The 26,135-nt window shown below is 46.9% G+C and carries 28 protein-coding genes and 1 riboswitch; of the genes, 17 read left to right on the forward strand and 11 right to left on the reverse strand.

Translation table 11 applies throughout. The features are described from left to right. The first annotated feature begins 31 nt into the window (after positions 1 to 31). From L21SP3_RS05625 to L21SP3_RS05685, 13 genes are all read left to right on the forward strand, one after another. Positions 32 to 571, forward strand: a complete 540-nt coding sequence (locus tag L21SP3_RS05625; protein WP_077539901.1) for a sigma-70 family RNA polymerase sigma factor — start codon at positions 32 to 34, stop codon at positions 569 to 571. Continuing rightward, positions 561 to 2,264: an NPCBM/NEW2 domain-containing protein gene (locus L21SP3_RS05630; protein WP_077539903.1), complete on the forward strand. Its 1,704-nt coding sequence runs from the start codon at positions 561 to 563 to the stop codon at positions 2,262 to 2,264. Before L21SP3_RS05625 ends, L21SP3_RS05630 begins: the two co-directional genes overlap by 11 nt. Before the next feature lie 325 nt (positions 2,265 to 2,589). Next, positions 2,590 to 3,813, forward strand: coding sequence for an IS4 family transposase (locus L21SP3_RS05635; protein ID WP_077539794.1), 1,224 nt, complete (start codon positions 2,590 to 2,592; stop codon positions 3,811 to 3,813). Between the two features lie 236 nt (positions 3,814 to 4,049). After that, positions 4,050 to 4,154: riboswitch (TPP riboswitch) on the forward strand. Positions 4,155 to 4,192: 38 nt separating this feature from the next. Next, entirely contained in the window at positions 4,193 to 4,816 is a 624-nt protein-coding gene (thiF, locus tag L21SP3_RS05640; RefSeq protein ID WP_161488113.1) for a sulfur carrier protein ThiS adenylyltransferase ThiF, read from the forward strand. Continuing rightward, the gene (thiS, locus tag L21SP3_RS05645; RefSeq protein ID WP_227806823.1) at positions 4,807 to 5,016 is read left to right on the forward strand and encodes a sulfur carrier protein ThiS; all 210 of its coding nucleotides are present in this window, start codon (positions 4,807 to 4,809) and stop codon (positions 5,014 to 5,016) included. Before thiF ends, thiS begins: the two co-directional genes overlap by 10 nt. After that, positions 5,016 to 5,789, forward strand: a complete 774-nt coding sequence (locus tag L21SP3_RS05650) for a thiazole synthase (RefSeq protein ID WP_077539906.1) — start codon at positions 5,016 to 5,018, stop codon at positions 5,787 to 5,789. The genes thiS and L21SP3_RS05650 overlap by 1 nt, the downstream gene beginning before the upstream one ends. Before the next feature lie 12 nt (positions 5,790 to 5,801). Beyond that, positions 5,802 to 6,938 (forward strand): 2-iminoacetate synthase ThiH, encoded by a 1,137-nt coding sequence (gene thiH, locus L21SP3_RS05655; RefSeq protein ID WP_077539908.1) that lies wholly within the window; start codon positions 5,802 to 5,804, stop codon positions 6,936 to 6,938. 176 nt (positions 6,939 to 7,114) lie between these two features. Further along, entirely contained in the window at positions 7,115 to 7,516 is a 402-nt protein-coding gene (locus tag L21SP3_RS05660; protein WP_077539910.1) for an RrF2 family transcriptional regulator, read from the forward strand. A 12-nt stretch (positions 7,517 to 7,528) separates the two neighbouring features. After that, a complete protein-coding gene (locus L21SP3_RS05665; RefSeq protein ID WP_077539912.1) occupies positions 7,529 to 7,792 on the forward strand; it encodes a MazG nucleotide pyrophosphohydrolase domain-containing protein in 264 nt (87 codons plus the stop codon). 141 nt (positions 7,793 to 7,933) lie between these two features. Next, positions 7,934 to 8,236 carry a hypothetical protein gene (locus L21SP3_RS05670; RefSeq protein ID WP_077539914.1) on the forward strand — a complete coding sequence of 101 codons (303 nt, stop codon included), beginning with the start codon at positions 7,934 to 7,936 and terminating at the stop codon, positions 8,234 to 8,236. 50 nt (positions 8,237 to 8,286) lie between these two features. Continuing rightward, positions 8,287 to 8,700, forward strand: coding sequence for a VanZ family protein (locus L21SP3_RS05675; protein WP_077539916.1), 414 nt, complete (start codon positions 8,287 to 8,289; stop codon positions 8,698 to 8,700). A gap of 157 nt (positions 8,701 to 8,857) precedes the next feature. Beyond that, a complete protein-coding gene (locus tag L21SP3_RS05680; RefSeq protein ID WP_161488114.1) occupies positions 8,858 to 9,736 on the forward strand; it encodes a DNA adenine methylase in 879 nt (292 codons plus the stop codon). A 19-nt stretch (positions 9,737 to 9,755) separates the two neighbouring features. Then, complete coding sequence (locus L21SP3_RS05685; protein ID WP_077539920.1) at positions 9,756 to 10,103, forward strand: translation initiation factor Sui1; 348 nt, start codon at positions 9,756 to 9,758, stop codon at positions 10,101 to 10,103. Positions 10,104 to 10,112: 9 nt separating this feature from the next. On the opposite strand, the gene L21SP3_RS05690 is transcribed toward L21SP3_RS05685, so the two are convergent. Next, the gene (locus tag L21SP3_RS05690; RefSeq protein ID WP_077539921.1) at positions 10,113 to 11,168 is read right to left on the reverse strand and encodes a glycosyltransferase family 9 protein; all 1,056 of its coding nucleotides are present in this window, start codon (positions 11,166 to 11,168) and stop codon (positions 10,113 to 10,115) included. Positions 11,169 to 11,631: 463 nt separating this feature from the next. On the opposite strand from L21SP3_RS05690, the gene L21SP3_RS05695 reads away from it, so the two are divergent. The 4 genes from L21SP3_RS05695 to L21SP3_RS05710 all read left to right on the forward strand — a co-directional run bounded on the left by L21SP3_RS05695 (position 11,632) and on the right by L21SP3_RS05710 (position 15,978). Further along, positions 11,632 to 13,011 carry a hypothetical protein gene (locus L21SP3_RS05695; protein ID WP_077539923.1) on the forward strand — a complete coding sequence of 460 codons (1,380 nt, stop codon included), beginning with the start codon at positions 11,632 to 11,634 and terminating at the stop codon, positions 13,009 to 13,011. A 193-nt stretch (positions 13,012 to 13,204) separates the two neighbouring features. Then, positions 13,205 to 13,471 carry a 4Fe-4S dicluster domain-containing protein gene (locus L21SP3_RS05700; protein ID WP_077539925.1) on the forward strand — a complete coding sequence of 89 codons (267 nt, stop codon included), beginning with the start codon at positions 13,205 to 13,207 and terminating at the stop codon, positions 13,469 to 13,471. A gap of 19 nt (positions 13,472 to 13,490) precedes the next feature. Continuing rightward, positions 13,491 to 14,540: a 3-methyl-2-oxobutanoate dehydrogenase subunit VorB gene (locus L21SP3_RS05705; RefSeq protein ID WP_077539927.1), complete on the forward strand. Its 1,050-nt coding sequence runs from the start codon at positions 13,491 to 13,493 to the stop codon at positions 14,538 to 14,540. A 10-nt stretch (positions 14,541 to 14,550) separates the two neighbouring features. Then, positions 14,551 to 15,978 (forward strand): 2-oxoacid:acceptor oxidoreductase family protein, encoded by a 1,428-nt coding sequence (locus tag L21SP3_RS05710; RefSeq protein ID WP_077541863.1) that lies wholly within the window; start codon positions 14,551 to 14,553, stop codon positions 15,976 to 15,978. 7 nt (positions 15,979 to 15,985) lie between these two features. On the opposite strand, the gene L21SP3_RS05715 is transcribed toward L21SP3_RS05710, so the two are convergent. From L21SP3_RS05715 to L21SP3_RS05760, 10 genes are all read right to left on the reverse strand, one after another. Continuing rightward, positions 15,986 to 16,852 (reverse strand): DMT family transporter, encoded by an 867-nt coding sequence (locus L21SP3_RS05715; protein WP_161488115.1) that lies wholly within the window; start codon positions 16,850 to 16,852, stop codon positions 15,986 to 15,988. A 43-nt stretch (positions 16,853 to 16,895) separates the two neighbouring features. Then, positions 16,896 to 17,945 carry an aldose epimerase family protein gene (locus tag L21SP3_RS05720; RefSeq protein WP_077539931.1) on the reverse strand — a complete coding sequence of 350 codons (1,050 nt, stop codon included), beginning with the start codon at positions 17,943 to 17,945 and terminating at the stop codon, positions 16,896 to 16,898. A gap of 14 nt (positions 17,946 to 17,959) precedes the next feature. Then, positions 17,960 to 18,826, reverse strand: a complete 867-nt coding sequence (locus L21SP3_RS05725; RefSeq protein WP_077539933.1) for an MBL fold metallo-hydrolase — start codon at positions 18,824 to 18,826, stop codon at positions 17,960 to 17,962. An 89-nt stretch (positions 18,827 to 18,915) separates the two neighbouring features. Next, positions 18,916 to 20,220, reverse strand: coding sequence for a hypothetical protein (locus tag L21SP3_RS05730; protein WP_077539935.1), 1,305 nt, complete (start codon positions 20,218 to 20,220; stop codon positions 18,916 to 18,918). A 163-nt stretch (positions 20,221 to 20,383) separates the two neighbouring features. Continuing rightward, complete coding sequence (gene amrA, locus L21SP3_RS05735; RefSeq protein WP_077539937.1) at positions 20,384 to 20,938, reverse strand: AmmeMemoRadiSam system protein A; 555 nt, start codon at positions 20,936 to 20,938, stop codon at positions 20,384 to 20,386. A gap of 15 nt (positions 20,939 to 20,953) precedes the next feature. Continuing rightward, a complete protein-coding gene (locus L21SP3_RS05740) occupies positions 20,954 to 21,193 on the reverse strand; it encodes a FeoA family protein (protein WP_077539939.1) in 240 nt (79 codons plus the stop codon). Positions 21,194 to 21,333: 140 nt separating this feature from the next. Then, entirely contained in the window at positions 21,334 to 23,565 is a 2,232-nt protein-coding gene (gene pflB / locus L21SP3_RS05745) for a formate C-acetyltransferase (RefSeq protein ID WP_077539941.1), read from the reverse strand. Between the two features lie 160 nt (positions 23,566 to 23,725). Next, positions 23,726 to 24,889 (reverse strand): cysteine desulfurase NifS, encoded by a 1,164-nt coding sequence (gene nifS / locus L21SP3_RS05750; protein ID WP_077539942.1) that lies wholly within the window; start codon positions 24,887 to 24,889, stop codon positions 23,726 to 23,728. Between the two features lie 56 nt (positions 24,890 to 24,945). Next, on the reverse strand, positions 24,946 to 25,791 hold the full coding sequence (gene nifU / locus L21SP3_RS05755; protein WP_077539943.1) for a Fe-S cluster assembly protein NifU: 846 nt from the start codon (positions 25,789 to 25,791) through the stop codon (positions 24,946 to 24,948). A 26-nt stretch (positions 25,792 to 25,817) separates the two neighbouring features. Then, positions 25,818 to 26,102 carry a hypothetical protein gene (locus L21SP3_RS05760; protein WP_123785145.1) on the reverse strand — a complete coding sequence of 95 codons (285 nt, stop codon included), beginning with the start codon at positions 26,100 to 26,102 and terminating at the stop codon, positions 25,818 to 25,820. Positions 26,103 to 26,135: the final 33 nt, after the last annotated feature.

The following is a 26,135-nucleotide window of genomic DNA, read 5'->3' on the forward strand; positions in this document are numbered from 1 at the left end:
CGCTCACTTCGGATAAGACACTATTAGAGAAATGGAAAAGTTTAATGAAGACAGACGAGACGAAGATACAAACCGCTTTTTAAGACTTCTTATCAAGCATGAGAAACGCGTTTACGCGTTTATACTCTCTTTGGTATCGAATTCGAACGATGCAGACGATATCATGCAGGAAGTTACCACTGTAATGTGGAAGAAATTCCCGAATTACAAAGAGACTATGAACTTCAGAAGCTGGGCGATGACGATCGCAAAGTATCAGGTGCTCAGCTTTTACAAGAAAAACAAAAACAGGAAAGTTAGGTTCAGCAGCGATCTGCTGGATCTAATCGAACAGGACTACTGCAGCAGAGAGCCTGTTGATGAACAAAGCGAACTGCTTGAATTATGTATAAAAGAATTGAAGACCCAAGACAGGGACATAATCCGTCTGAGATATGAAGATAACCTCACCCTAAAGAGCATTGGGGCTAAGATTTCCAAATCTGCAAGGGCAGCCCATTACGCCCTTGCAAGGATACACAAGCTTCTGATGAATTGCGTGAACAGGAAGAAAGCAAGAAATGACCTCTAAACATAATAATATAAATTTATACGCACTGATACTGGCCAACCTGGACGGGTCGGCTTCTGAGAATATGCAGCAGGAGCTTGCTGATATTCTGGAATCTGACGGACATGCCAGGGTCGTATATGTTGATTTTGTAAACCTCTACAGCAGATTCCGCGCAAGGGGTGTATCTGAGCTTATAGATGGGGAGAATGGGATTTTGAATATTCCCGAACAGATGTTCGAAGAGCTTCTTGAAGAGGAACGAAACGCCCCGTCACTGGGCAAAAAAGACAGACATAAACACCCACCATCAAAAAGCTGCGGGAATCATACAGAAAATCAAAACGTAAAGAGGTTTCCAAAGTATAAGCTTTACCTTTTGGCCGGCTGCGTGGCAGCTCTTATTGCGATAATTGCAGTTCCTTTCTTTTGGCAGAGCAAATTTGAACTGGCTCCGGTAGGCAGAGTAAGCGATGCGTTGGACGCACGTACTAATGCAGGCAAGCTGATCAGCTCAGGAGAAAGCGTGCTTATATCCAGAGAATCTACAATACTTGAAGATGGCTGCCTCGAAATGATGTTTGCTAACGGGGCAATTATCACGATAGAGGCTCCGGCAAAATACCAGATTGTTTCAGAAGACCGCATCGATCTGGATTACGGTATGCTTTACGCTACGGTCCCGCAGAGTGCTATAGGATTCGCAGTTAAATCAGGCAATACGAACATAGTTGACCTCGGGACAGAATTCGGCGTGCAATCAATGCTCAATGGAGATACAGAGCTTCACGTCTTAGAAGGCAGGACAACAGTAGCAGCACTTAGAGGCTTTGACCGCGTGAGTATGGATGTTACAGAAAACACTGCGATAAATGTTTCCGATTCAGACGGGAAAGTATCGCTTATAGACATTAAACCTTCTGCCTTTATACGGTATATATCTGAAAAGAACGGTATAATGTGGCGCGGAGAAGGATTTATAGACCTCGCAGATATAACAGGCGGGGGCGCCGGCTTCGGCACCGGAAAAACAGGCTCCGGCTACCTGCCTGATACAGGCAAATATGAAACCAGCTACGAAGGCGTTTCAAAACTTCGAAAAGGCAGAAAGGGCTACAGCAAAGTGGGCGATAATCCGTTTATAGACGGGGTTTTTGTGCCGACAGGTAAATCTGCAGTGATCAGCTCTGAAGGTCATAAATTCAGCTGGGAAAGTGAGACCAACTCTATCTTCTTCAGCATAATAGCCAACGGCCCGAGCATCAGCCAACGCCCTAAATACCGCGGGAAGTATAAGGTAAAGCCATACGGTCCTCATTTGGCGTGTTATCCGCTTAAACTCGGAGATGTGAAGTACGGCACAGAAGCACACCCCGCTGTCTATATGCACACAAATTCAGGCATCACCTTTGATTTGGAACAGATGCGGGAGCATGTGGATTTCGCACCTCTCGATAAATTCGAGGCTCGAATCGGAGTACCAGAGAATACTCTCGAAAGGACAGATGTAAACCTGAGCTGGTATCTGCTGTTTGATGGTGAGGTAAAGTATTCTCGGGTAAACACAACTGCATTAGACGCGCCGGCTGATGTATCTCTGCCTGTTGGCGATGCAAGATTCATAACATTTATGATTACAGATGCCGACGGAGAACAGGCATACGACTGGTGCCTTATGGGCGAACCGAGAATCACACTTAAAACATCAAAATAACCTGCTAACATTGCCTTCTGTTATTGTTTAATATCCTTATCCTGCACATTCAGATTGAGACAGTTAGTATCTGCTGTCCTGCTGGTCTGTGAGGTATTAAATACACATCTCATAAAGGCCTCAACTATGCAATTACAGAACGTAAATGATTGTAAGTAAAAGATAAACAGCCGTGCTTGAAATTTTTTAATTTTCGGGATTTAAGGAATGAACTGTTTTCACAGTCATCCCATAGAAGAGCAAAATACAAGATGTTTCTTTAAAATCAGCGGGGTATGAGTTACACTAATTCTTTCAGTCTAATTAAACAAATTAGGAGTAACCCATGACACCCGCCAAACATCAATATAGCATTCTTAAGCAAATATGCCAACATATTCCTGCACATCTTGTTTCAAAATTGTCTCGGTCTTTCGGTATTGACAAGCAATCACGAACATTTTCTTGCTGGTCGCACATTGTATCTATGCTTCATGTCCAGATTGCTCACAGTCTCTCGCTCAACGACGTTTCCGACACATTGCGTAATCATTCTGGAGCTTTGACTCCTATCCGCCGTGCAACCCCTCCAAGCAGGAATGGGCTTTCTCATGCAAACAGGGTTCGAGATCCTCTTATGGCAGAGACTCTCTTCTGGGAGGTGCTGTCCCATATCCAGAACAAACATCTTGATTTTGGGAGAGGCCATAAGTATTCCGGCCTTCCGAGGCGTTTTAAGAGAGCAATATATGCGGTTGACTCAACCACGATCCAGCTTGTAGCCAACTGTATTGACTGGGCTAAACATCGCAGACGAAAAGCGGCTGCAAAGTGCCATATGCAGCTGAATCTCCAGACGTTCCTGCCTCAATTTGCTATTGTAAAAGAAGCCTCAACCCATGATTCGACAGAAGCTTATCAGCTCTGTCAGGACCTTAAAAGCGGCGAAATAGCGGTTTTTGACAAGGCTTACGTGGATTTTAAGCATCTAGCAGATCTTGACAGGCGAGAATTATTCTGGGTTACCAGAGCCAAAGATAATATGAAATATCGTTTTGTTAAACAGAATACAGAACCAAAAGGTAATATCCAATACGATGCTTTAATTGAACTTGAAATGCCGAAAAGCCGCGAGGCATACCCGAAGAAGCTCCGTTTAGTTAAGGCTTATGTGGAAATTAACGGCGAGAAAAAGCTTATGAAATTTATCACGAACAATATGCAGTGGGCGCCGAGCAGTATTTGCGACCTATATAAGTGCCGCTGGGGTATAGAGGTGTTTTTCAAGCAGATAAAACAGACTTTGCAGCTAAGCGATTTCCTAGGGCATAGCCAAAAAGCAATTCTATGGCAAGTATGGACGGCTATGCTGGCTTATATTTTAATAAGGTATATAGGTTTCCTCGGTCAGTGGAAAGGAGCATTCAGCCGATTGTTTACTTTACTGAGGGGTGTATTATTCAGCCGGCTGGATGTTTTTAGCGTTATGGCTCCCTGTGGGACAGCACGTGGTTCACCGCGTATGGTTGGCAGCCCTCAGCAGGCTTATTTGCCGGGTTTTAATATGTAGCAAGATTTTACGAAAATAAAGAGGTGAAAAGAGAGCGGGCAGTATTGAGCAAAAAACTGCCAATTGAACAAAAGCAAAAAAAAAATGCAAACTGGGGTAATTCAAATCCTTCAAGAAAAGGGCGTTTTAATACAATAAACAAGCCCTCAACGATAAATTTATGGACTTATGGGATGGCTGTGAACTGTTTTTTGATTTAATTGTATTTGAAATCAGCAGCATAGATGTTAAAATAGACATACAGCCGGGGGAGCTCTTTTCAGAGCTGAGAGGCCGCACGTGCGGCGACCCTTCGAACCTGATTGGTTAAGACCAGCGAAGGAAGGCAAAAAAGAAAAATTTGCACGTCCTTTGCGGGCGTGCTTTTTTTATGGGTAAAATGAATATACAAGATAATTTCCGCAAACAGTCAGAGAGCAGCGCAAAGCTGAAGGCAGTTCTGAAGAATGCCCGAATAGGGATTGCAGGATTAGGCGGGCTGGGCAGTCATGTTGGTGAAATGCTGATTCGCTCTGGCTCCGGCAGGCTAACGACGGCCGATTTCGACAGAGTGGACTCATCCAACCTCGCTCGGCAATGCTACAGGCTTTCTGATATCGGCAAGCTGAAAACAGATGCCATAGCAGAGATTGCATCGAATATTTCCCCGAGCTGCCGTATAGATAAGCATACCGTTCGGCTGAGCAGCGAAAATGCCTGCGAGGTTTTCAGAGGATGCGATATAGTATGCGAGTGCTTGGATAAAGCAGAAAGCAAACAGGAGCTTATCGAAACTCTGCTGAAAGCAGGCAGATTTATCGTAGTTGCAGGAAGCGGAGCGGCCGGCCTTGGCCGGAGCAACGAGATAAAGACAACGAAAATCAGCGAGAGGCTGTATATCGCCGGCGATATGAAAAGCAGCGTGGAAGAGCTGGGCAGCCTCTGGGCGCCGCGAGTTACGATAGCAGCAGCGCATCAGGCAAACTGCGTTTTAGAACTTTTAGAGGAAAAGCTATGCAAATAAGAGTAAACGGCAAGGATATGAATTTCTCCGATAACAGCGCCCCTGCCACCGTGAAGGAGCTCATAGACCATTTAGGTATAGACAGCGCGGCAGTAGTTGCAGAGGTGGACGGTGAGATTGTGGAGAAACGCAATTTCGAGAATACAAAAATTAAAGATTCGCAAAAAATTGAACTTATCAGATTCGTCGGAGGCGGATAATGAATGATAAAATGATAATAGCAGGAAGAGAATTCAGCTCCCGGCTTTTTATAGGCACAGGCAAATTTGCATCAAACAGAATTATGAGCGATGCTATAGAGGCAAGCGGTTCTGAGATGGTAACTGTTGCCCTTCGCAGGGTGAATATAGAAGACAGCAGCGATGATATGCTCTCTGCGATTATGCGTGAGAACGTCCAGCTTCTTCCGAATACATCCGGAGCGAGGGATGCAAAAGAGGCCGTAAGGCTTGCCAAGATTGCCCGAGCTGCGAGCGGGATTGAATGGGTTAAGCTGGAAGTAACTCCGGACCCGTACTACCTTCTGCCCGATCCAGTAGAAACGCTGGAAGCAGCCAAAGAGCTTGTAGATGAGGGATTTATCGTGCTGCCTTATATTAATGCAGACCCTGTTCTGGCCAAGAAGCTTGAGGATGCAGGCTGCGCAACTGTGATGCCGCTGGCAGCTCCGATAGGCTCAAATAAAGGCATCAAAACCCGCGATTCAATAAAGATAATTATCTCACAGGCCTCAGTGCCTGTTGTTGTGGATGCCGGTCTTGGGCTTCCCTCACATGCAGCGGACGCTATGGAGATGGGAGCAGATGCAGTACTCGTGAATACGGCAATCGCTGTATGCGATAAGCCTTCTGAGATGGCTCAGGCATTCGCAAAGTCTGTGGAGGCTGGCAGACAGGGATATCTTGCAGGCCCTGGATGCGTTAGCGAAACAGCAAACGCCTCAAGCCCGCTTACAGGCTTTTTACGAGACTGAAAGGAGGTAAAAATGCAGAATAAGCAATTCAGCGTTCCGGAAGAAATTTTCGACCCTGAGAGCAGAATCTCAAGAATTCTTGAAGAGACAACCCAGAGGCAGGCTTTTTCTGAGCTTGAAAAACCTGCTGAATATTCAATCGAGAGGCTCGCACGCCTGCTTTCGCCTGCTGCCTCAGCGAACCTGGAGGATATGGCAAGGCAGGCCAAGGATATGACCCTGCGCAGATTCGGCAGGGCAAGGCAGCTCTATGCCCCTCTGTACGTTTCCAACTACTGCCAAAACAACTGCGCATACTGCGGATTCAACTTTACGCACAAGTTTAAGCGAACCCGACTCAGCATAGATCAGGCCGTAAAAGAGGCAGAGGCGATCCGCTCGATGGGCTTTCGCCATATCCTTCTGCTCTCCGGGGAAGACCCCGATTACGCATCTGTGGAATACTTTGAAGAGCTTGCAGGCAGGATAAGAAAGCTCTTTGCAGCTATAGATATCGAAATTTACCCATGCAGTGAAGAGAATTACGAAAGGCTCTACAACGCCGGCATAGACGGAATAACGATATATCAGGAAACTTACGACCGCAGCATTTATTCCAAACTGCATACCAAAGGGCCTAAGAAAGATTACAACTGGCGCCTGCATACACCACAGCGTGCAGCAGAGTCAGGTTTTAGGAGAATCGGTCTCGGTTCACTGCTCGGGATAAGCGATTGGAGAAAAGAAACCCTCGCAATGGCCGAACACGGCAATTTTTTTATAAAAAATTTCTGGAAATCCCAAGTATCAATTTCATTCCCGAGAATAAGACCGGCCGAGCAGGTCGACCCGCAGGATTTTGTGAGCTTCGTATCTGACAGAGAGACTGTTCAGATGATGCTCGCTCTTAGGCTTTGCTTCCCCGATATCGGGATAACCATCTCCACAAGAGAGACCTCCGAATTCAGAGAAAATACGCTAAGTATCTGTGTAACAAGGATTAGCGCCGGTTCTAAGACGAATCCGGGCGGGTATGCAGGCAGCGAAAATGAAACTGTTTCGCAGTTCGAGATCGACGACGACAGAACGCCTGAAGATGTAGCAAAGGTGATAAGCCAAATGGGTTTTGAACCGGTATGGAAAGACTGGGACGAGGGATTTTCTGATTAAGCAATATTTATATCGTTACAGAAAATATTTATTTTTTTTTACTAAAACACAAATTAAACTTGAAATATTACGTAGGAAGTGTATTATCAATTAAAGTTTGAGAAACCAGGCGAGCCGATTAGCCGGTCGGTTCCCGTTATTGTTAATTGTTTTTAGATTTTGCGGAGGGTTACTAAATGAAATTCAGCAGATCTACAGGTTACGGTTTAATTGCGGCAGCTTACATTGCTAAGAATGGTGATCCGAAGACTGCGATTCTTGCATCAAGCATTGCCAAAGAATTCGACATTCCTCTCGAGTATTTGCTTAAGATTCTTCAGAATCTTGTAAGGGCAAATGTCCTCAGAAGTAAGAGAGGGCCAAGAGGCGGTTTTTATCTTGCAAAGCAGCCGGGCGATATCAACCTGCTCGAAATTATCGAAGCAGTTGACGGCCCTGCTAACAGCGAGATTCAGCTGCCGGAAAGATGTGAAGAGCTTCCTTATATGAAGCACATCACAGATGCTTGCAAAGAGGCAGTTGACAAGACAAAGAATGTCTTAGTAAATGTCAAGCTTTCTGCAGTTATCAAAGGCTAATACCTCTCTTCAATGGAAATATCAGAATTCCAAAAATTTATTGAAGAGAAGTATGGCGAAGTTGATCGGAAGCGCGGCACTAACGCCACCTTTCTCTGGTTTATTGAAGAGGTTGGAGAGCTTGCTACCGCGCTTTCCGGCGACGACTTTGAAAACAAGCAGGAGGAGTTCGCCGATGTGTTTGCTTGGCTTTGTACACTGGCAAACATCAACGGCGTTGACTTGGAGAGCGTTATATCTAAGTATCTGGACAACCAGGTTGAGGGATTCAAGTAGTTCAGGCATTGTCGAAGATTAATAATGGGCTTGCTCTGTCTGTACACACGTTCTTTGGAACATACGTTAAAAAAACTGCTAAACATGTGTTTAGGGTTGTTAAGTGTTTATTAACTTTATTTAAAACCGGGGGTTTACTCTATGGCAAAGAAAACTGCTAAGAAAACTGCCAAAAAGACAGCGAAGAAAACATCAACCAAGAAAAGTGCTGCAAAGAAGACGACCAAGAAGAAGACGACCAAGAAAAAACCAGCAAAGAAGTCAGCACCAAAGGAGCCGCTCATTGTAGCGAGCAAGGTTAAGGCCTACATCAAAGAGGGCGGAAAGATGACAGCATCAGAAACTCTTGATGCTATCAACGAAAAGATTTACGCTATGCTTGATGATGCTATGGGCAGAACAGATTCTAATAACAGAAGCACTGTTAAGCCTCAGGACCTATAATCAAAAGTCATAAAAGCGGGGCTTAATTTGCTCCGCTTTTTTTTTAATCCATGAAGCTCAGCACCCTGTTTATCTCCAGATTAGTATTTTCGCTTGCGGTATTGGCAACGATACTGCTAATCTATCTTACGCATGCTCCGATGGAGCAGCTCAAAGAAGATTACGGCGGATTTATCCACACATTGGGAGATAAGGCTCTTCATTTGCTAGCATACGGCGGGGTTGCATTTCTGTACTTTTTAGCAGCAAGATTTGCGGAATTTTCCCGGAAGGCACTGCACCGCCTGCTTGGAGCACTGCTTGTATTTTCGGCAGTGGATGAAGGGACGCAGGCACTTGTAGGGAGGAATGCGGACTGGCTGGATTTGCTCTTTAATCTGGCGGGGATTGTTATCGGTTTGTTCTTGAGCAAACTTTTCTATATTATTGCAAAAAAGACTGTCCGGCGTTTTTTCATGGAATAACCCCTTATAAGCACCTTTAAGAGTTTTTTCTGCTTTTCAGAAAAGTACTGATGAGAATCTGCGCAGTTAATTTTTCTCGTTGAAAAAACAAATTTCTTGAATTAATATTCAGCACCCTTAGATTATTCACATATACATTTTTTCAGGAAATATGAATATGTCTAAAACAAAAGACAGCTCTGAGGATCTTTTTGGCAATCAGCAAAGAAAAAGCACGAGTTACTATGCGGGCAGCCGGCGGGCACCTTTTGCCTGGTACGGAGGAAAATACTATTATTCGCAGTGGATAATAGAATATTTTCCCGAGCACCGCATATTTATTGAGCCTTTCGGCGGCGCAGGAAACATACTGATCAACAAAATTGAAAGCGAGGTGGAAATCTTCAATGATTTGGACAGCCGAATCTCAAATTTCTACTACGTTCTCAGGGAAAAAGAGCTTTTCGAAGAGCTTGAGCGAAGGCTCGCTCTAACCCCGTATTCAAGGGAGGTTTTTGAGAAGGTTATCGCAGAACCCGAGCCGGAAGAGCCGGTGCACAGGGCATATAACTTCTTCATCAAATGCCGCCAAAGCATGGGAGGCACAGGTATGAGCAGGCTCAGGCCTGCAAGCTGGGTGATGAGCCTGAGAGCAAGACGCAAGATGGCCGAACCTGTATCGAAATATCTGTCATCCATCGAAGGGCTTGAGCCGATTGCGGAGAGATTCAGGAGCGTGGTGATTGAAAACCTTGATGCTGTAAAGCTGATCAGCAAGTACGACCGAAAAGACAGCCTGACATACTGCGACCCGCCCTACCTGCCTGAAACCAGAAACAGCAACACAAACACCTACGGATGCGAAATGAGCGTAGAGGAGCATACAACACTGCTCGAAAAACTCAGAGAATGCAGAGGGAAAGTGATTCTCAGCGGGTACGAATCAAATCTCTACTCAGAAAAGCTCAAAGACTGGCGCAGAGAAGAGCTTGAAACGAAATCTTATATGAAAAATTCAGGGCAAACCAGAACGGAAGTGCTTTGGATGAATTTTTAATCTATGCAGGAGGCAGAAAATGAACGACAGAATAGTTTTTTCCACTGATTCAGGCAGGATGTGCCCTGAATGCGACAGGCCTTTGGATGAATGCATCTGCTCTGAGATTGAAAAGCCCCGCCCCACAGATGGAATCGTTCGCATAAAGCGGGAAACCAAAGGCCGCAAAGGCAAAGGGATGAGCGTGATTACAGGGCTCGGGCTTACTGATTCCGATCTAAAAGAGCTCACGAGCGAGCTGAAGAAAAAGTGCGGCTGCGGGGGAAGCATGAAGGAAGGCAGAATCGAAATTCAAGGCGAAAAGCGTGATCAGCTTGAGAAAATTCTCAAAGACAAAGGATACAAAGTAAAGCAGGCTGGCGGATAAGCAGAGCCCCTAATCGAGCATTTCTCTGAGCCTCGAACATACATCCTCAACGCTTGCTTCGCTGAATTCAGAGAAGCTTTTTTCCGGCTGAACAGTTATGTTTGCCCTGCCCCCCAGCGGGGAAAATCTGTTAGGATCGGTTTTCCCGAAAACAGCAAGCACCGGCAGCCCCATAAGCCCTGCCAGATGAGTTACGCCCGAATCATTACCAAGAAAGATATCCGTATGGGTAAGCAGGCTCACTGCCTGTTCAATGCTGAGCCCTGAAAGCACAGCCCCAGCGTTTTCAAGACGCCGCACATCATCGCAGGTGAAACGCTCCTGTTCAACATAACCAAGCAGGAAGATTGGCCTAAAGCCTTCTGATGAAAGGATTTGAGATGCTTTGATAAAATTCTCAATATGCCAGCACTTAAATCCCCCTCCGCTGCCAGGGCATATCACTACAAGCCTCTCTGAGCCCTTCAGCCCAACACTGCGGCTTTGCAGCATCTCCCGCCCAGCGTGAACATCGTTTAAGTTTGCCAAAATAAGCGATTCGTGCTGCTGGTGGAGGTATTTATGCGGATTGTCAATGCCGAAAGCCTCTAATGAAACAAGCTTTCTGTTGAAGAAACTTTCCAGATAAAACCGGCTTATATGGCCTTGGTAATCCTCCGGCGGGCAGGCAGGAATAATCGAAATCTCAGGCGCGGAGCTAAGGCATGCAGTTACAGCAAGATTAGCTTCAAAATCACTCCCCTCCTCGCCCATAAAGCTGATTATCCAGTCGTAAAAGCTGAATTTCTCTGCAAGGTCTTTCTCCGCTGAAGGATCGAAGTCTTTGCTCGGCAGAAAAAGCCTTGATATGCTGGCTGAGCTTATATCGCTTATTCTGTCTATGCTCGTTCTTCCCGGGAAGAAGGATATGTTCCTTATCTGGCCGAAAAAATCGATGCTGGCAAGGCCGAGGCGGGATTTGAGGTAGTCTGCAAGTTTAAGCGTTAAGATGCAGTCGCCCAGAGCTCCCGGGTGGAGAATGAGCCCCCTGCCTCTGGTTACCATATCATCATAATAGTAAAACATATATCTAATACCATTAACTGATTAAACAGTTTTAATTTTGCTGCATAAATTATTCTCGCCCACAATAATAAGCATAAATACTTCAAAAACAATATACCTTTCCATATTTGCAGCTCACTCGGGGGTGTTTTCAGCAGGTTTTCTCGGTTTTAGTCATCTTTTGCAGCTTGATTTAGAGCCTCCCGTAAATATTGTGTTATAAGGGCTTTGAGATGATAATTTGGGCAGGATTATCCGATCAGCTTTAGTATTTTTTAGCCATAAAATGCATAATATGGTTGTTGAATTTCAAACAAGAAATATAATCGGCTTTTTAGTGAACCATAGAGCCTGGATAGGCGTATGATTTTTTATAAGTTATCATTGCTAACAGTGTTATTATTTAATAAAAAAATTGAGTTTTTCCAAGAAAAATACAATAAACATTTTGCTGTTTTCCCTTATTGCGTTCTGCTGCGAACCTTTGTCCGGAGCAGATATTTTAAACGGAAGTTTTGAGATTTTCGACGAAAACGACCCAAACCTCTTTGAGCAAAGCTGGGAAACAACGAATTCAGTTCGATGCGTCTCTTCATTTGGGACTGCAGATGTATCTTTTGAGTACAGTCAGGCCTCTCAAGTAGAGTGGGATTTAGATCCTGCACAAGCTGTTCACGGGGATTACTTCGCAGTTCTTTCTACCGGTGATACGGGCTCAGACGACGGGGATTCTATTATGGCAGAGATACGTCAAAAGATCACTTTTCAGCCCGGAGAAGTGATTGGCGGCGTTTATTATTTTGCAACAGCCGACTACTACGGCTGGAATGATTATGCCAAAATAACACTAAATCCCGCAAGCAGAGAGAGGGAAACAGACCTCTCTACTATCGAGATTGAATTCGAAAACGGCAAAACCGAGATGGATGTGGAAACCGTTGGTGATTTCCGTTCAATGGAAAACTGGAGCACGTTCGAATATGAGTTCACTGAGCAAACAGCGGGCGAATACTACCTCACCTGCGGCGTTTACGACCGAAACGACCGTATATACAAGAGCTATCTAATGCTTGATAACTTTTATGCAGGCCTGCCGCAAAGGCTGCGAATCAAAAACTATTTAGAAATTTCCGGCTCTCAGATAGTCTCCAGAAAGATAGATATAAGCAGAAAAGACGACAGATATCCCAACGCAAAGGACGGATACGATCTCTCGGACAAATGTTTATCCGACACAACTGAGGAAGCCGTTATTTACTCGGATGTTACATATTACAACGACCCCAACGACCCCAACAGCTTATCGCTTGATGTGCGTTCAGAAGACAGCACAGCGCCCTACTACCTGAAACTCAGCAGCTACGGAAATTTCAGAGAGCAAACTTCCAACAACCTTATATTCACATTCCAGGGAGAGGCCCCCGCATTCGGCGGCAGCTCTATCTTATTCCAGCAGACAAGCAGCCGAGGCACGCCTGAAGACCCCAACGGGCTGAATGAATTCTATCCGTTATATGACGTCAGAGCTGCTATAGAAGGCAATGAGGGGGTTATACCTCTAAAAGACCTGCCCCCCGGAGAATACAGACATTCAGAGCCATACGGAAGCGGAGTTCTATATATAGGGAACCGCATCCTGGCAGATTTCAACGAAAGCAGCAAGGCTGATATGGAAGACTTCAGCATACTTGCAAGAAACTGGATGAATCACCAGATACCCGCCGGCTACAAAAACTTAACTGCAAACATTTCAGGGGCAAACGGGATTCCCGACTATGAGGAGGAAAAGGCAAAGATAGACCTATGCGACCTCAAGGCACTTAGCTCAGACTGGACAAAAGAGTGCAGAAAGATTGAAGAATAGACTTTATTTTTTCCGATTTCAGTAATCTTTCTTTCTATCAACTAATTCCCCTCTGCGTTTTTCTTTGCCGGCATATCTTGAAAATAACTGAGGAAAATTTATAATTACAAAAATATGCATTCGGGGGAGAGGGTGCATCTAAAATCAGGCTCAAAATGCCTGATTATTGTTTTTAAGACTAAGGAAAATCCAAATGACTAAAGATAAAGGCAAAAAGCCGTATCCTATTATTCGGGCAATTGAATGCAAGGCCTGCGGGAGATGCATACTCGACTGCCCTGTAAACGTGCTTGAAATGAGCAAAGAGCTCAACGACAGGGGCTACCACTTCGTAAAATACAAAGGCGACGGGTGCATCGGCTGCTGCAACTGCTTTTATACCTGCCCCGAACCAAATGCAATCGAAGTTCACATCCCGGACAAAGATGATGACAATAAGGGCTCCGGCAAGGAGTCTTAGAATAATGGAGATATAGATAATGGCAACACAACTTGCAAAGGGCAACACCGCAGTAATCATCGGGGCGCTTTATGCCGGCTGCGACTGCTACTTCGGATACCCAATAACGCCAGCAAGCGAAATCCTCCATGAGGCCTCAAAATATTTCCCTAAGCTGGGAAGAAATTTCGTACAGGCAGAAAGCGAGGAAGCTGCAATAAATATGGTTTTCGGTGCAGCTTCCACGGGAAAAAGAGTTATGACAGCTTCTTCCGGCCCGGGCATAAGCCTGAAGCAGGAAGGCATATCATACATCGCCGGAGCAGAGCTTCCCGCAGTGATAGTGGATATAATGCGGGCTGGCCCCGGGCTCGGGAATATCGGGCCGGAGCAGGGAGATTACAATCAGGTAGTCAAAGGCGGGGGACACGGGAACTACCGAACAATCGTTCTTGCCCCAAACAGCGTTCAGGAGATGTGCGATTTTACTATGAAGGCCTTCGAGCTTTCCTTCAAATACAGAAACCCTGCTTATGTCCTTGCCGACGGGGTGCTGGGGCAGATGATAGAGCCTGTTAGATTTCCCGAGCAGGCCGTTAAGCCGGAAATAGACAATTCTTGGGCGGTTTCGGGGAATAAGGAAACTATGAAAAACCTTATAACCTCGATCTTCCTCGATTTTACAGAGCTTGAAGAGTTTAACTTTAAGCTTCAGGAAAAATACAAAAGGATTGAGCACAGCGAACAGAGCTGCGAACTTATCAATACAGAAGATGCAGATGTTGTGCTTGTTTCATACGGTATCAGCAGCCGAATCGCAAAAAGCGCTGTTGAACAGGCCAGGGGCAAGGGCATAAAAGCAGGACTTCTAAGGCCTATAAGCCTTTATCCCTTCCCGAAAAATGAGCTCAAACGAATAGCTGAGAGGGATGTAAAATTTATCTCGGTAGAGATGAGCAACGGACAGATGGCCGAGGACATTAAGGCATCAGTTGAGTACAAACGCGATGTTCATATTGTAAACCGGCTCGGCGGGAATCTGATAACTCAGGAAAAAGTAATGGATAAAATTGCGGAGCTCTCCGCTTGAAGGTGTTGAAATGGCAGAAAAAGTAATAAAAAAACCGGCCTCAATGTACGATGTATTTGAGCGTAAAGGCGGAGCAGCGCCCACAGCAACGCATTACTGCTCGGGCTGCGGACACGGAATCATACACAAACTGATCGCTGAGGCGATCTCCGATTTCGGCGTTCAGGAACGGACGGTAATGATCAGCCCTGTCGGCTGTTCAGTTTTCGCATATTACTACTTTGATACGGGCAATCTGCAAGTGGCTCACGGACGTGCGCCTGCGGTTGGTACAGGCGTATCACGGGCGCAGGATGATGCGGTTGTGATATCGTATCAGGGCGACGGGGACTTGGCCTCCATCGGGCTGAACGAGACTATGCAGGCAGCGAACCGCGGAGAAAAGCTCGCTGTGTTCTTCGTGAACAACACGGTTTACGGAATGACCGGCGGACAGATGGCACCAACCACGCTTGTCGGCGAGCAGACTGTAACCTGCCCTGAAGGAAGAGATTCAAGAGACGCAGGTTATCCGCTAAAGATGAGCGAGATAATCAGCAATTTGAATGCCCCTGTGTTCATTGAGCGGGTATCAGTTTCGAATATCAAAAAAATCCGAAAGGCAAGAAAGGCTATAAGAAAAGCTATTGGAATCCAGCGGGACGGAAAGGGCTATGCCTTTGTTGAGATACTTTCAAACTGCCCTACCAATCTTCGGCAGGATGCTCAGTCGAGTATGAAATTTGTGGATGAGCAGATGGAGAAGGTATTCCCGCTCGGCTGCTTCAGGGATAAAATCGAGCAGACTGAGCGTCTGGGGCGTGAGCAAAGCTGCTTCGATAAATCCGCTATAGACGGCCTTTTCAACCTCCAAACGGAAAACGCCCCTAACCCCTCAGACGACAGCAGCTTCAAAGGCTTCGGACTGAAGATAGCAGGCTTCGGAGGACAGGGCGTACTCAGCATGGGAGTGATGGCGGCAAGGGCTGCCTGCGCAGATGGAAGGCACGTATCTTGGTTCCCTTCATACGGCCCCGAGCAGAGAGGCGGAACAGCCAACTGCTCAGTTGTAGCAGCGGGAAGGGCTGTCGGTTCGCCTGTGGTTTATCATCCCGATATACTCGTAGCGATGAATAAGCCATCGCTAGAGAGATTTGCAGCAGATGTGCGTGATGGGGCATACATCTTATACGATTCTACTGCCGAAGGCTCAAAGCTTCCGGAAAATGCAAAGGCAGTTGCTGTGCCCGCAATTAAAACAGCCGAACAGATGGGCAGCGCAAAAGCAGCCAATTCCTTTATGCTCGGTGTTATGATAGAGATATGCGACACGGGAATCGCTCCTGAAAAATACGAACAGGCCGTAAAAGACAGCTTTTCAGGCAAAGAGAAGCTGATAGATTTGAACATAAAAATTTTCAACCGTGCCAGAGAATGGGCGAGAGAAAATTCGCTCTAAGCTGAAATCAGTCTGCCGGCTTTTGCCTTGAATTGAGGATAAGGCTCGCAGCGAGAAGGGCTGTGCCGAGGCCGAGACGAACAATACTTTCCGCACTTTCGGTTTTATACTCGCCAAAGAAGAATAGAGAAACCGCCACTGCCAAAGGCATCTTGAGGTTGTTGGAGATCGCTGCGTTTGTGATATTTGCAATCCGAACGCCCTTATTCCAGAGAAAGAAGCAAAGGCCGGATGCGATTACTCCGAGATACAGAAGCGCCGCCCACTGACTTACGCTTATCTGAGCTACCTGAGGAAGACTGCCCCGCAGAAGAACCGCTGTAAACGTTATGGCTGCTGCTCCCCCGTAAGCGGCGGCAAAAATCTCCCTGTCTTTAACTTCAGTCGATTTCAGAAGCTTTCTGTAGAGCACCTGCCCGCCGGCAAAGCAGATGTTCGAGAGCTGCACAAGAAAAAAGCCCTTTTGAGCCTCAAACACGCTCAGGCTTTCCCAAGTTACCAGAGCTGAGGCAAATACCGCCATTATCACAAACAGATACGGACGAGGGGCAAATCGGCGATTAATAAAATCGTTTATAATCTCCACATACAGCGGGGTGAAAATAGTCATAGCGGCAATCTGATATGCCTTGAGATACTGAAACGAATATATGTATGCAATATACATAAGTCCAAACTGCAAAGCCCCAATAAGAAAAACCTTCAGGCTCACCTGCGGGGCTGTCTTCTTGAGCCTCAGGAACGGGAGAAAAACAGCAGCCGAAAGAACGAGGCGCAGAAAGGCCACTAAGGCCGGATCCAGACTGGACATATTCGTTTTGATAAGGCCGAATGAAAAAGACCAGATTAAAGATACTGCAATCAGATAAATCATAAATAAAGAGTTAAAAAAGGCCGGCATTGCCGGCCGTTAAAGACTATTCAGTGCTGAATGAATACGAAATGCTGTGCTTATAAATCTCGCCCTTCTTCAGAACGGGTGAAGCAAAGCTCGGGATGTTTATCGCGTTAGGAAATTTCTGAGGCTCAAGACACAACCCGCAGTGCGGGTTGTAAAGCGCGCCCTGCTTGCCCTTTAGATTTTCAACGAAATTGGCTGCATAAAACTGCAGACCGGGCTGGTCTGTGTAAACATCCATCTTCCTCCCGGATTTCGGGTCATAAACACTCGCAGCAAGTCCGTATTCATTTTCGGGCTTGTTCAAAGCGAAATTGTGGTCGAAGCCGCTGGTGTATTCCTTGGCAGCTTCTTCTGCATCTTCGCCTATTCGCTTGGGACTGCGGAAATCTAAAAACGTGCCTTCAACCGGCTTGAGCTGCCCTGTGGGAATCATATTTTCATCCACCGGGGTATATTGGTCTGCTTCGATTTTGAGGTTATGGTCGTAAATCTTTCCGGAATTATGTCCTGCAAGATTGAAATAGCTGTGGTGGGTAAGGTTTACGATTGTTGTTTTATCGCAAGAGGCATTGAAATCAATCTTCAGCTCATTTGAGCCTGTGAGAGAGTAAACCGCCTCCACATTCATCTCGCCCGGGTAGTTCTCCTCCCCGTCGGGGCTGGTGTAAGTAAGCTTGAGGCAGGCGGAATCGCCGCTGGTATAGCCCTCAGCGTCCCATATCTTCATATTAAAGCCCTCTTCTCCCCCGTGAAGGGCGTTCGGGCCATTATTAACCGCAAGCTGATACTCACTGCCCTCAAGGGTAAACTTTCCTCCGGCAATTCTGTTTGCTGCGCGGCCGATATTCGCCCCGAAATACGGAGAGTCTGTGAGATACTGCTCAAGATTACCAAAACCGAGAACAATATCATCAAGCTTGCCGTTCTTATCGGGCATATAAAGCGAAACAAGCGTTCCGCCGAGAGTGATTATTTCAGCTTTAGCTCCGCTGTCGTTAGTGAGCGTGTAGAGCTCAACGGGCTTTCCTTGAACTTTGCCGAATTCTTTACTGCTTACCTGCGGCATTTTCCATTCCTCTATTAAACTTTCTGATAACCGTTATTCCTGTAACCGTCCATAAGTATGATTATCTTCCGGTAGATCTCATCCGGAAGCGTTTTTTTGAGTATGCTTTTTGCCTCGCCAATGTTTGTCCTCTGGGAGAAGTGGGTTAGGATTATGGTTTTGCACTCGAGCGGAGCGAGCATATCTTCAAGCTCAGAGATGTGTATATGCTTTCCTGCCTTTGCCCTTTCCAGATGGTCGTGCTCGAAGAAGGTGCATTCAGTTATGAAAACCTCACTTTTTCGCACCAGCTCAATCGAGGAATAGTCTGAATAGGCGGTATCGCCGGTATAGCTCACAAGCGGTATCTCAAGCTGGTAGGTAATCTCTGTGCCCTTTTTCTTGAGCTCCACAATCTCCGGAGAGCTGAGCCCGAGATATTCTTCTTTGAGTTTTTGTCTAACCTCAACGACGGTATAGCCGTATGAATCCCGATTGTGGCGCGTTTTGAACGGCACAACATAAAGCCTCGGTTTGATGGGGTAGTACTGCCCTGCCTGAACTTTGATGAAATTTGCCTCTATGCGGCTTCCGTCCAGCTCAGACCAAATCTGAGCAAGCTGCTTGAGCTTGTCTATAACAGAGCTCTCGGCGAACACAGTGCCCGGGGTTTGGTCTGAAAACTGCCTGTGTGAGAGGTAGTAGGCAATGCCTGCTGAATGGTCTATATGACCGTGTGTAAGCAGGAGGTTGTCTATAGGGATAATGTGTTCGGGAGCTTTTCCCGCATCAAAACAAACACCCAGCTCAGGTACTGCAACAACCGATTCTTCCCCAGCCACCGAATAGCCGAAAATATTGTATTTATCGGTCTTTACTGTACTGAGCTTATGGCTTGGCATAATGGTATCCGTAAATAAATTTTCAAAAAGAGCCCCTCTGCCCGCCTTAGAAACGGGGTTGAAGAATTAAATTTATCCGCTGTTTGAGTTCAGTCTTTCTCCCTGTCGGATGAGCCTTGCTCTGAATCACTGCCGGTTTTGGGCTCCCATATTTCGAATACCTGAGAGAAATGCACAACCACTTTTGACGTAGCAGGGTCTGCAATTATCTCGCCCTTGAAGCCAACCATTTCTCCAAGCATATCCATAGCTCTGGCTTTAACTGTGCTGTTTGCAGGCTCTGCGTATGCCTTGATAGAGCCGCTGCGATCCTTCACAGCGAATCGGAAATCCCTTTCTTCGCCCGTATAAACATAGCTTTCTGCAAGCACGCCTGTATAGGCGTAGCCCTCTTCGCGGGTGATTTGGTTTTCCTTCCGGCTGTATTTTTTCCTTATTTCGCTGCGTCTTCTTGCAAGCTCTGAATCCTGATCTCTAAGCAGCTCATCAGCAAGCTTTGCTGCTTCATAGCGGTTCACTTCGCTAAGCAGAGCCTCTGCGTAAACTGCCGCCCTTCCGGCTTCTGGAGCCTCAATAATCTCAGCGAGCTTTTTCTTAATCGGCTTATAATCCTGCACCTCAAGCGGCTTGTCTTTTTCCTTAGACACAAGTTCTGCGCAGCGAAGATAATTTTGGTATGCCTGCTTGCGTTTTTCCGCCTGCTCCGGTGTAATCTCGGGCTTATCAGGCTCTGAGTCCGTCTTTGCCTGCTGAGCTTCTGAATTTTCTTTACTGCCAGCCTGAGCTTCATCCTCTTTCACCTCGGATGCGCCTTGTTCACTGTCGTATTCAGCGGAGCTTCTCTGCTGGTTTTCTGATGATTCATCCGCCTGCCGGCTTTGCTCTTCACTCTTTTCTTCAGAGCTCTCCTGCTTTTCTGCTGATTCTGCAGGTTCGAGGTATGCGCTGTTAATCCAGTATGATGCGCCTCTGGGCGGCCTGATTTTGTAGTAGTCGCCGTCTATTCCAATGATTTGAACTTCCGCCCCGCTGCTGAGCTTAAGCTGGCGGGTTGTTGAATGCACGGGTGAAGCGTAAGGCGAGCCTGCCCATACGTTCACATTGCTCGCTTCTACAACACCGCTTCCCGAATCGCTCTTTTTGACATACTGCTTTGCGATGAGGGAATAGCAGGTATCCAGCGGCTGAATTCGGGACCAACCGAACCGCTCTGCTGTTACTGTTACTTCCTCCGGCGATGACACCCTCGCGCATCGGTAGTAGTTCATCCCCGCACCGGAACGCACAAATACATTTTCGCCGGCAACTTTTGCCTTATAAGGAAAATCGTGACCTGTGGCCATAACGGCCGCAGAAACGAAAATAAGTGCAGCGAGAAAACTTAATTGCCTCATTTTTTCGTCTCCAGTTATATATAAGTTCTATAAACTATCCACGCCCGTCTGCTGGACACAGAAACTGCAAATCACAATACAGACAGGACTTAAGGGTAACACGAAGCTTACAGTTGTCAAATCTTTTTCTCTCAAACGAAGCTCTCAGGCCGTGAGGGAAAGCTTATTCCGAGCGGCTGCTGATAATCTCGCTTGTAAACAGATACACCTTCGTATCTTTGTCTTTCCAAGCATCAGCAGGCAGGCCGGCCTTATGGGAGCAGCAGTATGAGAGGAACTGCTCTTTGTTCCATCCGGTTTCGTTTATTACCTGCGGGAGAAAACATCCTGAGGCGAAGCCTTTTTGAATGTAGATTCCGTCTATCCCTGGCCTTAGTGAGAGGGGGTCTTGAGTTTCTTTCAGCTCTGAGAGCACGCTCACTTCAATCTCAAGCTCGGGCAGGTCTGAGGATTTGAGCCTTCTGCCTGCAAATCTCGGGTCAGAGCTTACGCTCGATCTAGCCATACTGCACACTGTCTTGTAGAGGGGCTCTTGAGAGGTGAAACAGCCTATGCAGCCCCTGAGTTCTCCGCTGGTTTTCAGCGTAACAAAACAGCCTCTGCGAGCTGACAGCTCTGATTCTTCGGGCTTTTCGGGGGTAAAGGGTCTTCCTGCAATCTCCGATGCTGCTGCATTTTCTGCAAGCTCAATAATCTTTTGTCTACTCTTTTCTTCCATTTTCGCCACCTAATATTAAACACCAATCTCCCTTACAATTATAGCATCTGATGCGCCTCTTCCAAGAGCAGTTTTTGTTCCTTTGATTTCTAAAAGCAGCGGCCCTGCCGAGCTGTTCTGCAGCACCTTTATTGCCGTACCCGGAACAACGCCCATCTCCGAGAGCCGTCTCTGGAGTCTGTGGCCGGAGCTGATAGAGCTTACTATGACCGTTTTGCCGGCTTTTATATTCAGAAGAGTTTTCTTATTGTTCATTTCCGAATTCCTGTTAATCAACGGGCGAGAAATATAAGCGCCTGCAAAACAAATACAAGCTAAAAATAGCCGCTTGAAGCCTCAAAAATGGCAAAACAAAATAAGCGGCTCCGTTTCCAGAGCCGCCTATAAAAGGATTCTTAAATCTTATCGTGGAAAGTCCTTGCCAGAACCTCTTCCTGCTGAGCCCGTGAAAGGCGGTTGAAGTTCACAGCATATCCGGAAACTCTTATGGTAAGGTTCGGATATTTGCCGGGATTTTCCATGGCGTCTTCAAGCCGCTCTCTGTTGAGCACGTTTACGTTCATATGATGGCCGTACTGCTTGAAGTATCCGCCGATAATGTTGACGAGATTCGAGATTCTCTCATCCTCCTCAGCTCCGAGCCCCTGCGGGGTAACGCTGAATGTGCAGGAGATGCCGTCGAGGCAGGCCTCATAGGGCAGCTTGGCAACAGAATTCAGCGATGCAAGAGCCCCCTGGCTGTCTCTGTTGTGCATTGGGTTTGCCCCCGGGGCGAACGGCTCGCCTTCTTTCCTGCCGTCCGGCGTGGAGCCGGTTTTCTTACCGTAAACCACATTCGAAGTGATTGTGAGTATTGAGAGCGTTGGCTTTGCATCACGGTAGGTTTCATGCTTGCAGAGGCGGTTGTAAAATCCTTCGACTATCTGCTCTGCGATAGCATCCACGCGGTCGTCATCATTGCCGAATTTGGGGAAATCGCCTTTGATTTCGAAGTCCCTAATGAGCCCTTTCTCATCTTGAACCGCTCTAACCTCAGCGTGTTTGATTGCGCTGAGCGAATCAGCAATAACGCTCATACCGGCTATCCCGAACGCCATAAACCGCTCTGCATAAGTATCATGCAGCGCTAACTGGAGCTTTTCGTATGCGTATTTATCGTGCATATAATGAATCACGTTCATTGTATTTACATACAGCTCGCAGAGCCAGTCCATATAGCTGAGGAATTTCTGCATAACCTCATCATAATTTAGGATATCGCCTTCAATCGCCTCGCTCTCCGGTGCAACATAATCGCCTGTAATCTCATTGCGTCCACCGTTTATAGCGCAGAGCAGAACCTTTGGAAGATTCGCCCTTGCACCGAAAAACTGCATCTGCTTGCCGATTTTCATCGCAGAAACGCAGCAGGCTATGCCGTAGTCATCACCGAACTCCCTTCTCATAAGGTCGTCGTTTTCGTACTGGATGGAATCTGTGTCCACAGATATCCTTGCGCAGAACTTCCTGAACTCTTCGGGGAGCTTGTCAGACCAGAGCACAGTAAGGTTCGGCTCGGGCGATGGATTCAGATTGTTGAGCGTGTTGAGTATGCGGAAGCTGCTCTTTGTAACCAGCGTTCTGCCGTCTTCTCCCATACCGCCTACCGCCTCGGTAACCCAAGTTGGATCGCCGGCGAAGAGCTCGTTGTATTCAGGCGTTCTGAGCTGTCGTGCAAGCCTGAGCTTGAGGACGAAATCATCAATCAGCTCCTGAGCCCCGCTTTCATCAAGCAGGCCTTTTGCTATATCCCGTTCGATGTATATATCGAAGAATGTACTCGTGCGACCGAGGCTCATAGCAGCACCGTTCTGCTCCTTGATAGCCCCGAGGTAAGCGAAATACGTCCACTGAATTGCCTCTCTTGCGTTTCTTGCGGGTCTATTGATATCAAATCCGTAAGATTTTGCCATCTGGCCAAGCTTTTGGAGGAAATCAACCTGCTTGAAAAGCTCCTCGAGCAGGCGGATTCTCTGCTCAGTCATCGGTCCTTCGCCGATTTGATCTTTGTCTTTGAGCTTCTCGTTCATAAGGAATTCAAGGCCGTATAGGGCAATTCTTCTGTAATCACCTATGATTCTGCCTCTTCCGTATGCATCGGGAAGCCCAGTAATCAGCCCGCTTCTGCGAACTGTACGCATCTGTTTTGTGTAAACACGAAATACCCCGTCGTTGTGGGTAGTGCGGTAGTTGTTGAAGATATCCTCAAGCTTATCACTGAGCTCGTAGCCGTAGGCCTCGCAAGCCTGCTGTGCCATACGAATCCCGCCAAACGGGTTTACCCCCCTTTTCAGGGGCGCATCAGTTTGGAGGCCGTATATAAGCTCTTTATTTTTATCGATATACCCCGGCGGGTACGCCGCAATGCTCGATGCCCTTTCAGTGTCGATATCCAAAACACCGCCTCTTTCCTGCTCGAGCCTCTGAAGCTCTTCGACCTGATTAAGCAGGTCTTTAGTTCGCGGCGTTGGCTCTGCGAGGAAACTGCTGCCGTCTTTGTAGGGAGTGTAGTTGCACTGGATAAAATCCCGCACATCTATCTGCGATTTCCATCTTTCTCCCTTAAAACCTTCCCAGGCTTCTCTCATAATTATACTCCTTCGGTTAAACAATATTAATGAACGACTGTCACTTCAGCGCATAGTCCAAGCCTTTGCTCTTTGAAGCATACGCTTAAGGGATTGAGCCTGATTAAACTCTGTCAAAACATTCCCCGGCTTTTACCGGGGAATAATAATTTTTAATTTCCTATTTCTGCCGCCTGCCGAAAGGCGAAAGCTCTCTGAGCCTTTTAATAACAGGCGGCATAACTTCAATAACTTTATCGATTTCGTTTTCGTTGTTGTATATGCTGAGGCTGAATCTTATTGATCCGTGGGCGGCTGTAAAGGGCACACCCATAGCCCTTAGCACGTGGCTGGGTTCCAGAGACCCGCTCGTGCATGCGCTTCCGCTGCTCGCACAGATTCCGTACTTATCCAGCATAAGCAGAATCGCCTCGCCTTCAATGTATTCGAAACTGATGCTGGTTGTGTTCGGAAGTCTGTTTTCGCTGTCTCCGTTGACAAAGGCATGCGGGCATTTTTCGAGCAGTCCTGCTTCGAGCTTATCCCGAAGCCTTTTTACCTCAGTATTTTCTTTTTCTATATTCTGTTCAGCAAGCTGACAGGCCTTTCCAAGCCCGATTATCCCTGCTGTGTTTTCAGTTCCGGCTCGACGGCCGCTTTCCTGATGTCCGCCCTTAATAAAAGGCCTGAGCATCACGCCCTTGCGGACATATAAAAAGCCAATGCCTTTAGGCCCGTGGAGCTTATGGCCGGAAACGCTCAGGAGGTCTATTTTGCTTTCTGCCATATCAACCGGAATCTTACCCACGGCCTGAACGGCGTCTGTATGGAAAACAGCACCCGAATTATGGGCTGTCTCAGCTATTTTCTCCACAGGGAATATCGTTCCGGTTTCGTTATTAGCCCACATAATCGTAACGAGGGCAGTATCTTCGTCAACCTCTTTCTCGAGCTGGTCGATATCGAGCCTTCCGTTTTCATCAACATCAATCTCCACAACATTGTATCCGTGCGGAGCCATAGACCGGGACATCGTAAGCACTGCGGGGTGTTCAACTCTGCTTGTAATAATCTTTCTTCTGTTCGGTGTAGCGGCGAGAATCCCTCGTATAGCCCAGTTATCGCTTTCTGTACCGCCGGAGGTAAAGGTTATTTCCGAAGGGTCGCAGCCTATAAGCGATGCGCAGCGGTTTCTTGCCTCTGTTAATTTTCTGCCCACCTGACCGCCGAAGGTGTGCATACTGGACGGATTGCCGTAGTATTCTGTGAAGTACGGCTTCATATCTGCAAACACCTCTTCGGCCACTTGGGTTGTGGCGTTATTGTCTAAGTATATAGTATCCATAATGTTTCTCCTATTGCCTGCCTTCGGGAGAGGCTTTCAAAACTCAAAAATCCGGCTTATTTTTTCTCGTAAACGTTAATGTCTTCGCTTACATACTCCCTGAGCTTTGCCTGAACGACATCTGTGAGGGTAAGCTCTGCCATTTTGCAGTTTGCGCACATTCCTCGAAAAGCCACAATCACATCGTCGCCCACAACATCTATCAGATCAAGGTCTCCGCCGTCTGCCTTGAGCGACGGGCGAACCTGCTCGTTGATAATCTCCTGAATGAGCTGAATCTTCTGGATGTTGGTGAGGTTTTTGGGGCGTTTGGGCTTCTGTTCACCGGATTCTTTTTTCTCCCCGCGCACACGCTGAATAATCTTTTCGATCTCGCCTGTGCAGCCGCCGCAGCCCCCGCCGGCCTTGCAGTAGTTGGTTACCTGCTCAACCGTTTCAAGATTGTTATCCCGAACAACCTCCTCTATCTCATGATCGGTGATCCCGAAACAGGTGCAAACCACATCACCCTCCATCTCGTGGGTAACGGTTTCCCCTGTTCGGTAGTTCTCGATTGCCGCCTCAAGGGCCTCTTTGCCCATTACAGAGCAGTGCATCTTCTCATCCGGAAGCCCGCCGAGAAAATCAGCGATGTCCCTGTTTGTTATGCTCTCTGCTTCCTCGAGCGTTTTGCCCTTTATAAGCTCTGTGAGAGCTGAAGAAGAGGCAATCGCAGAAGCGCAGCCGAATGTCTGAAATTTAACGTCTTCAATTTTGCCCTCGTCATCGAGTTTGAATGTGAGCTTAAGGGCATCTCCGCATGCAAGAGAGCCTACCTCGCCCACGCCGTCAGGATTCTCAACCTCGCCCACATTCCGTGGATTGAGGAAATGTTCTTTTACTTTTTCTGCATAGTCCCACATATTTTATCTCCTGTGCAGGTGTTTTATCATATTTTTTTTATTTTCTTTATCATAGCCTGCCTGAGCTCGTCGGGCAGCTTTGCCCAGATGCATATATCAACACTGAAAGGCATCTGATCAGCAAGCTCTTTTTTTATCTGCTTCAATATCTTTTTGTCCGGCTCGCTGTCTCCCATCAAAACCAGATCAAGACCCGGGGAGAGCTCGGGGAGGCTTTCGCCTTCCGCAAAGAACCTGATCTCACTGCCTGGAAGATTCTTCTGGAATATACCCTTGATAGTATTTAATTGTTCAATAGTAATCTTATTCATTTCATTCCCCTGAGGAGAAAAAACATCATTGCT

It is taken from the genome of Sedimentisphaera cyanobacteriorum (genome assembly GCF_001997385.1).
Classification (GTDB): Bacteria; Planctomycetota; Phycisphaerae; order Sedimentisphaerales; family Sedimentisphaeraceae; genus Sedimentisphaera; species Sedimentisphaera cyanobacteriorum.

What these genes read in the sequence shown, in the direction of transcription:
- L21SP3_RS05625 (WP_077539901.1), top strand. Translation starts at nt 32, where the DNA reads ATGGAAAAGTTTAATGAAGACAGACGAGACGAAGATACAAACCGCTTT.
- L21SP3_RS05630 (WP_077539903.1), top strand. Translation starts at nt 561, where the DNA reads ATGACCTCTAAACATAATAATATAAATTTATACGCACTGATACTGGCC.
- L21SP3_RS05635 (WP_077539794.1), top strand. Translation starts at nt 2,590, where the DNA reads ATGACACCCGCCAAACATCAATATAGCATTCTTAAGCAAATATGCCAA.
- thiF (WP_161488113.1), top strand. Translation starts at nt 4,193, where the DNA reads ATGAATATACAAGATAATTTCCGCAAACAGTCAGAGAGCAGCGCAAAG.
- thiS (WP_227806823.1), top strand. Translation starts at nt 4,807, where the DNA reads ATGCAAATAAGAGTAAACGGCAAGGATATGAATTTCTCCGATAACAGC.
- L21SP3_RS05650 (WP_077539906.1), top strand. Translation starts at nt 5,016, where the DNA reads ATGAATGATAAAATGATAATAGCAGGAAGAGAATTCAGCTCCCGGCTT.
- thiH (WP_077539908.1), top strand. Translation starts at nt 5,802, where the DNA reads ATGCAGAATAAGCAATTCAGCGTTCCGGAAGAAATTTTCGACCCTGAG.
- L21SP3_RS05660 (WP_077539910.1), top strand. Translation starts at nt 7,115, where the DNA reads ATGAAATTCAGCAGATCTACAGGTTACGGTTTAATTGCGGCAGCTTAC.
- L21SP3_RS05665 (WP_077539912.1), top strand. Translation starts at nt 7,529, where the DNA reads ATGGAAATATCAGAATTCCAAAAATTTATTGAAGAGAAGTATGGCGAA.
- L21SP3_RS05670 (WP_077539914.1), top strand. Translation starts at nt 7,934, where the DNA reads ATGGCAAAGAAAACTGCTAAGAAAACTGCCAAAAAGACAGCGAAGAAA.
- L21SP3_RS05675 (WP_077539916.1), top strand. Translation starts at nt 8,287, where the DNA reads ATGAAGCTCAGCACCCTGTTTATCTCCAGATTAGTATTTTCGCTTGCG.
- L21SP3_RS05680 (WP_161488114.1), top strand. Translation starts at nt 8,858, where the DNA reads ATGTCTAAAACAAAAGACAGCTCTGAGGATCTTTTTGGCAATCAGCAA.
- L21SP3_RS05685 (WP_077539920.1), top strand. Translation starts at nt 9,756, where the DNA reads ATGAACGACAGAATAGTTTTTTCCACTGATTCAGGCAGGATGTGCCCT.
- L21SP3_RS05690 (WP_077539921.1), bottom strand. Translation starts at nt 11,168, where the DNA reads ATGTTTTACTATTATGATGATATGGTAACCAGAGGCAGGGGGCTCATT.
- L21SP3_RS05700 (WP_077539925.1), top strand. Translation starts at nt 13,205, where the DNA reads ATGACTAAAGATAAAGGCAAAAAGCCGTATCCTATTATTCGGGCAATT.
- L21SP3_RS05705 (WP_077539927.1), top strand. Translation starts at nt 13,491, where the DNA reads ATGGCAACACAACTTGCAAAGGGCAACACCGCAGTAATCATCGGGGCG.
- L21SP3_RS05710 (WP_077541863.1), top strand. Translation starts at nt 14,551, where the DNA reads ATGGCAGAAAAAGTAATAAAAAAACCGGCCTCAATGTACGATGTATTT.
- L21SP3_RS05715 (WP_161488115.1), bottom strand. Translation starts at nt 16,852, where the DNA reads ATGATTTATCTGATTGCAGTATCTTTAATCTGGTCTTTTTCATTCGGC.
- L21SP3_RS05720 (WP_077539931.1), bottom strand. Translation starts at nt 17,945, where the DNA reads ATGCCGCAGGTAAGCAGTAAAGAATTCGGCAAAGTTCAAGGAAAGCCC.
- L21SP3_RS05725 (WP_077539933.1), bottom strand. Translation starts at nt 18,826, where the DNA reads ATGCCAAGCCATAAGCTCAGTACAGTAAAGACCGATAAATACAATATT.
- L21SP3_RS05730 (WP_077539935.1), bottom strand. Translation starts at nt 20,220, where the DNA reads ATGAGGCAATTAAGTTTTCTCGCTGCACTTATTTTCGTTTCTGCGGCC.
- amrA (WP_077539937.1), bottom strand. Translation starts at nt 20,938, where the DNA reads ATGGAAGAAAAGAGTAGACAAAAGATTATTGAGCTTGCAGAAAATGCA.
- L21SP3_RS05740 (WP_077539939.1), bottom strand. Translation starts at nt 21,193, where the DNA reads ATGAACAATAAGAAAACTCTTCTGAATATAAAAGCCGGCAAAACGGTC.
- pflB (WP_077539941.1), bottom strand. Translation starts at nt 23,565, where the DNA reads ATGAGAGAAGCCTGGGAAGGTTTTAAGGGAGAAAGATGGAAATCGCAG.
- nifS (WP_077539942.1), bottom strand. Translation starts at nt 24,889, where the DNA reads ATGGATACTATATACTTAGACAATAACGCCACAACCCAAGTGGCCGAA.
- nifU (WP_077539943.1), bottom strand. Translation starts at nt 25,791, where the DNA reads ATGTGGGACTATGCAGAAAAAGTAAAAGAACATTTCCTCAATCCACGG.
- L21SP3_RS05760 (WP_123785145.1), bottom strand. Translation starts at nt 26,102, where the DNA reads ATGAATAAGATTACTATTGAACAATTAAATACTATCAAGGGTATATTC.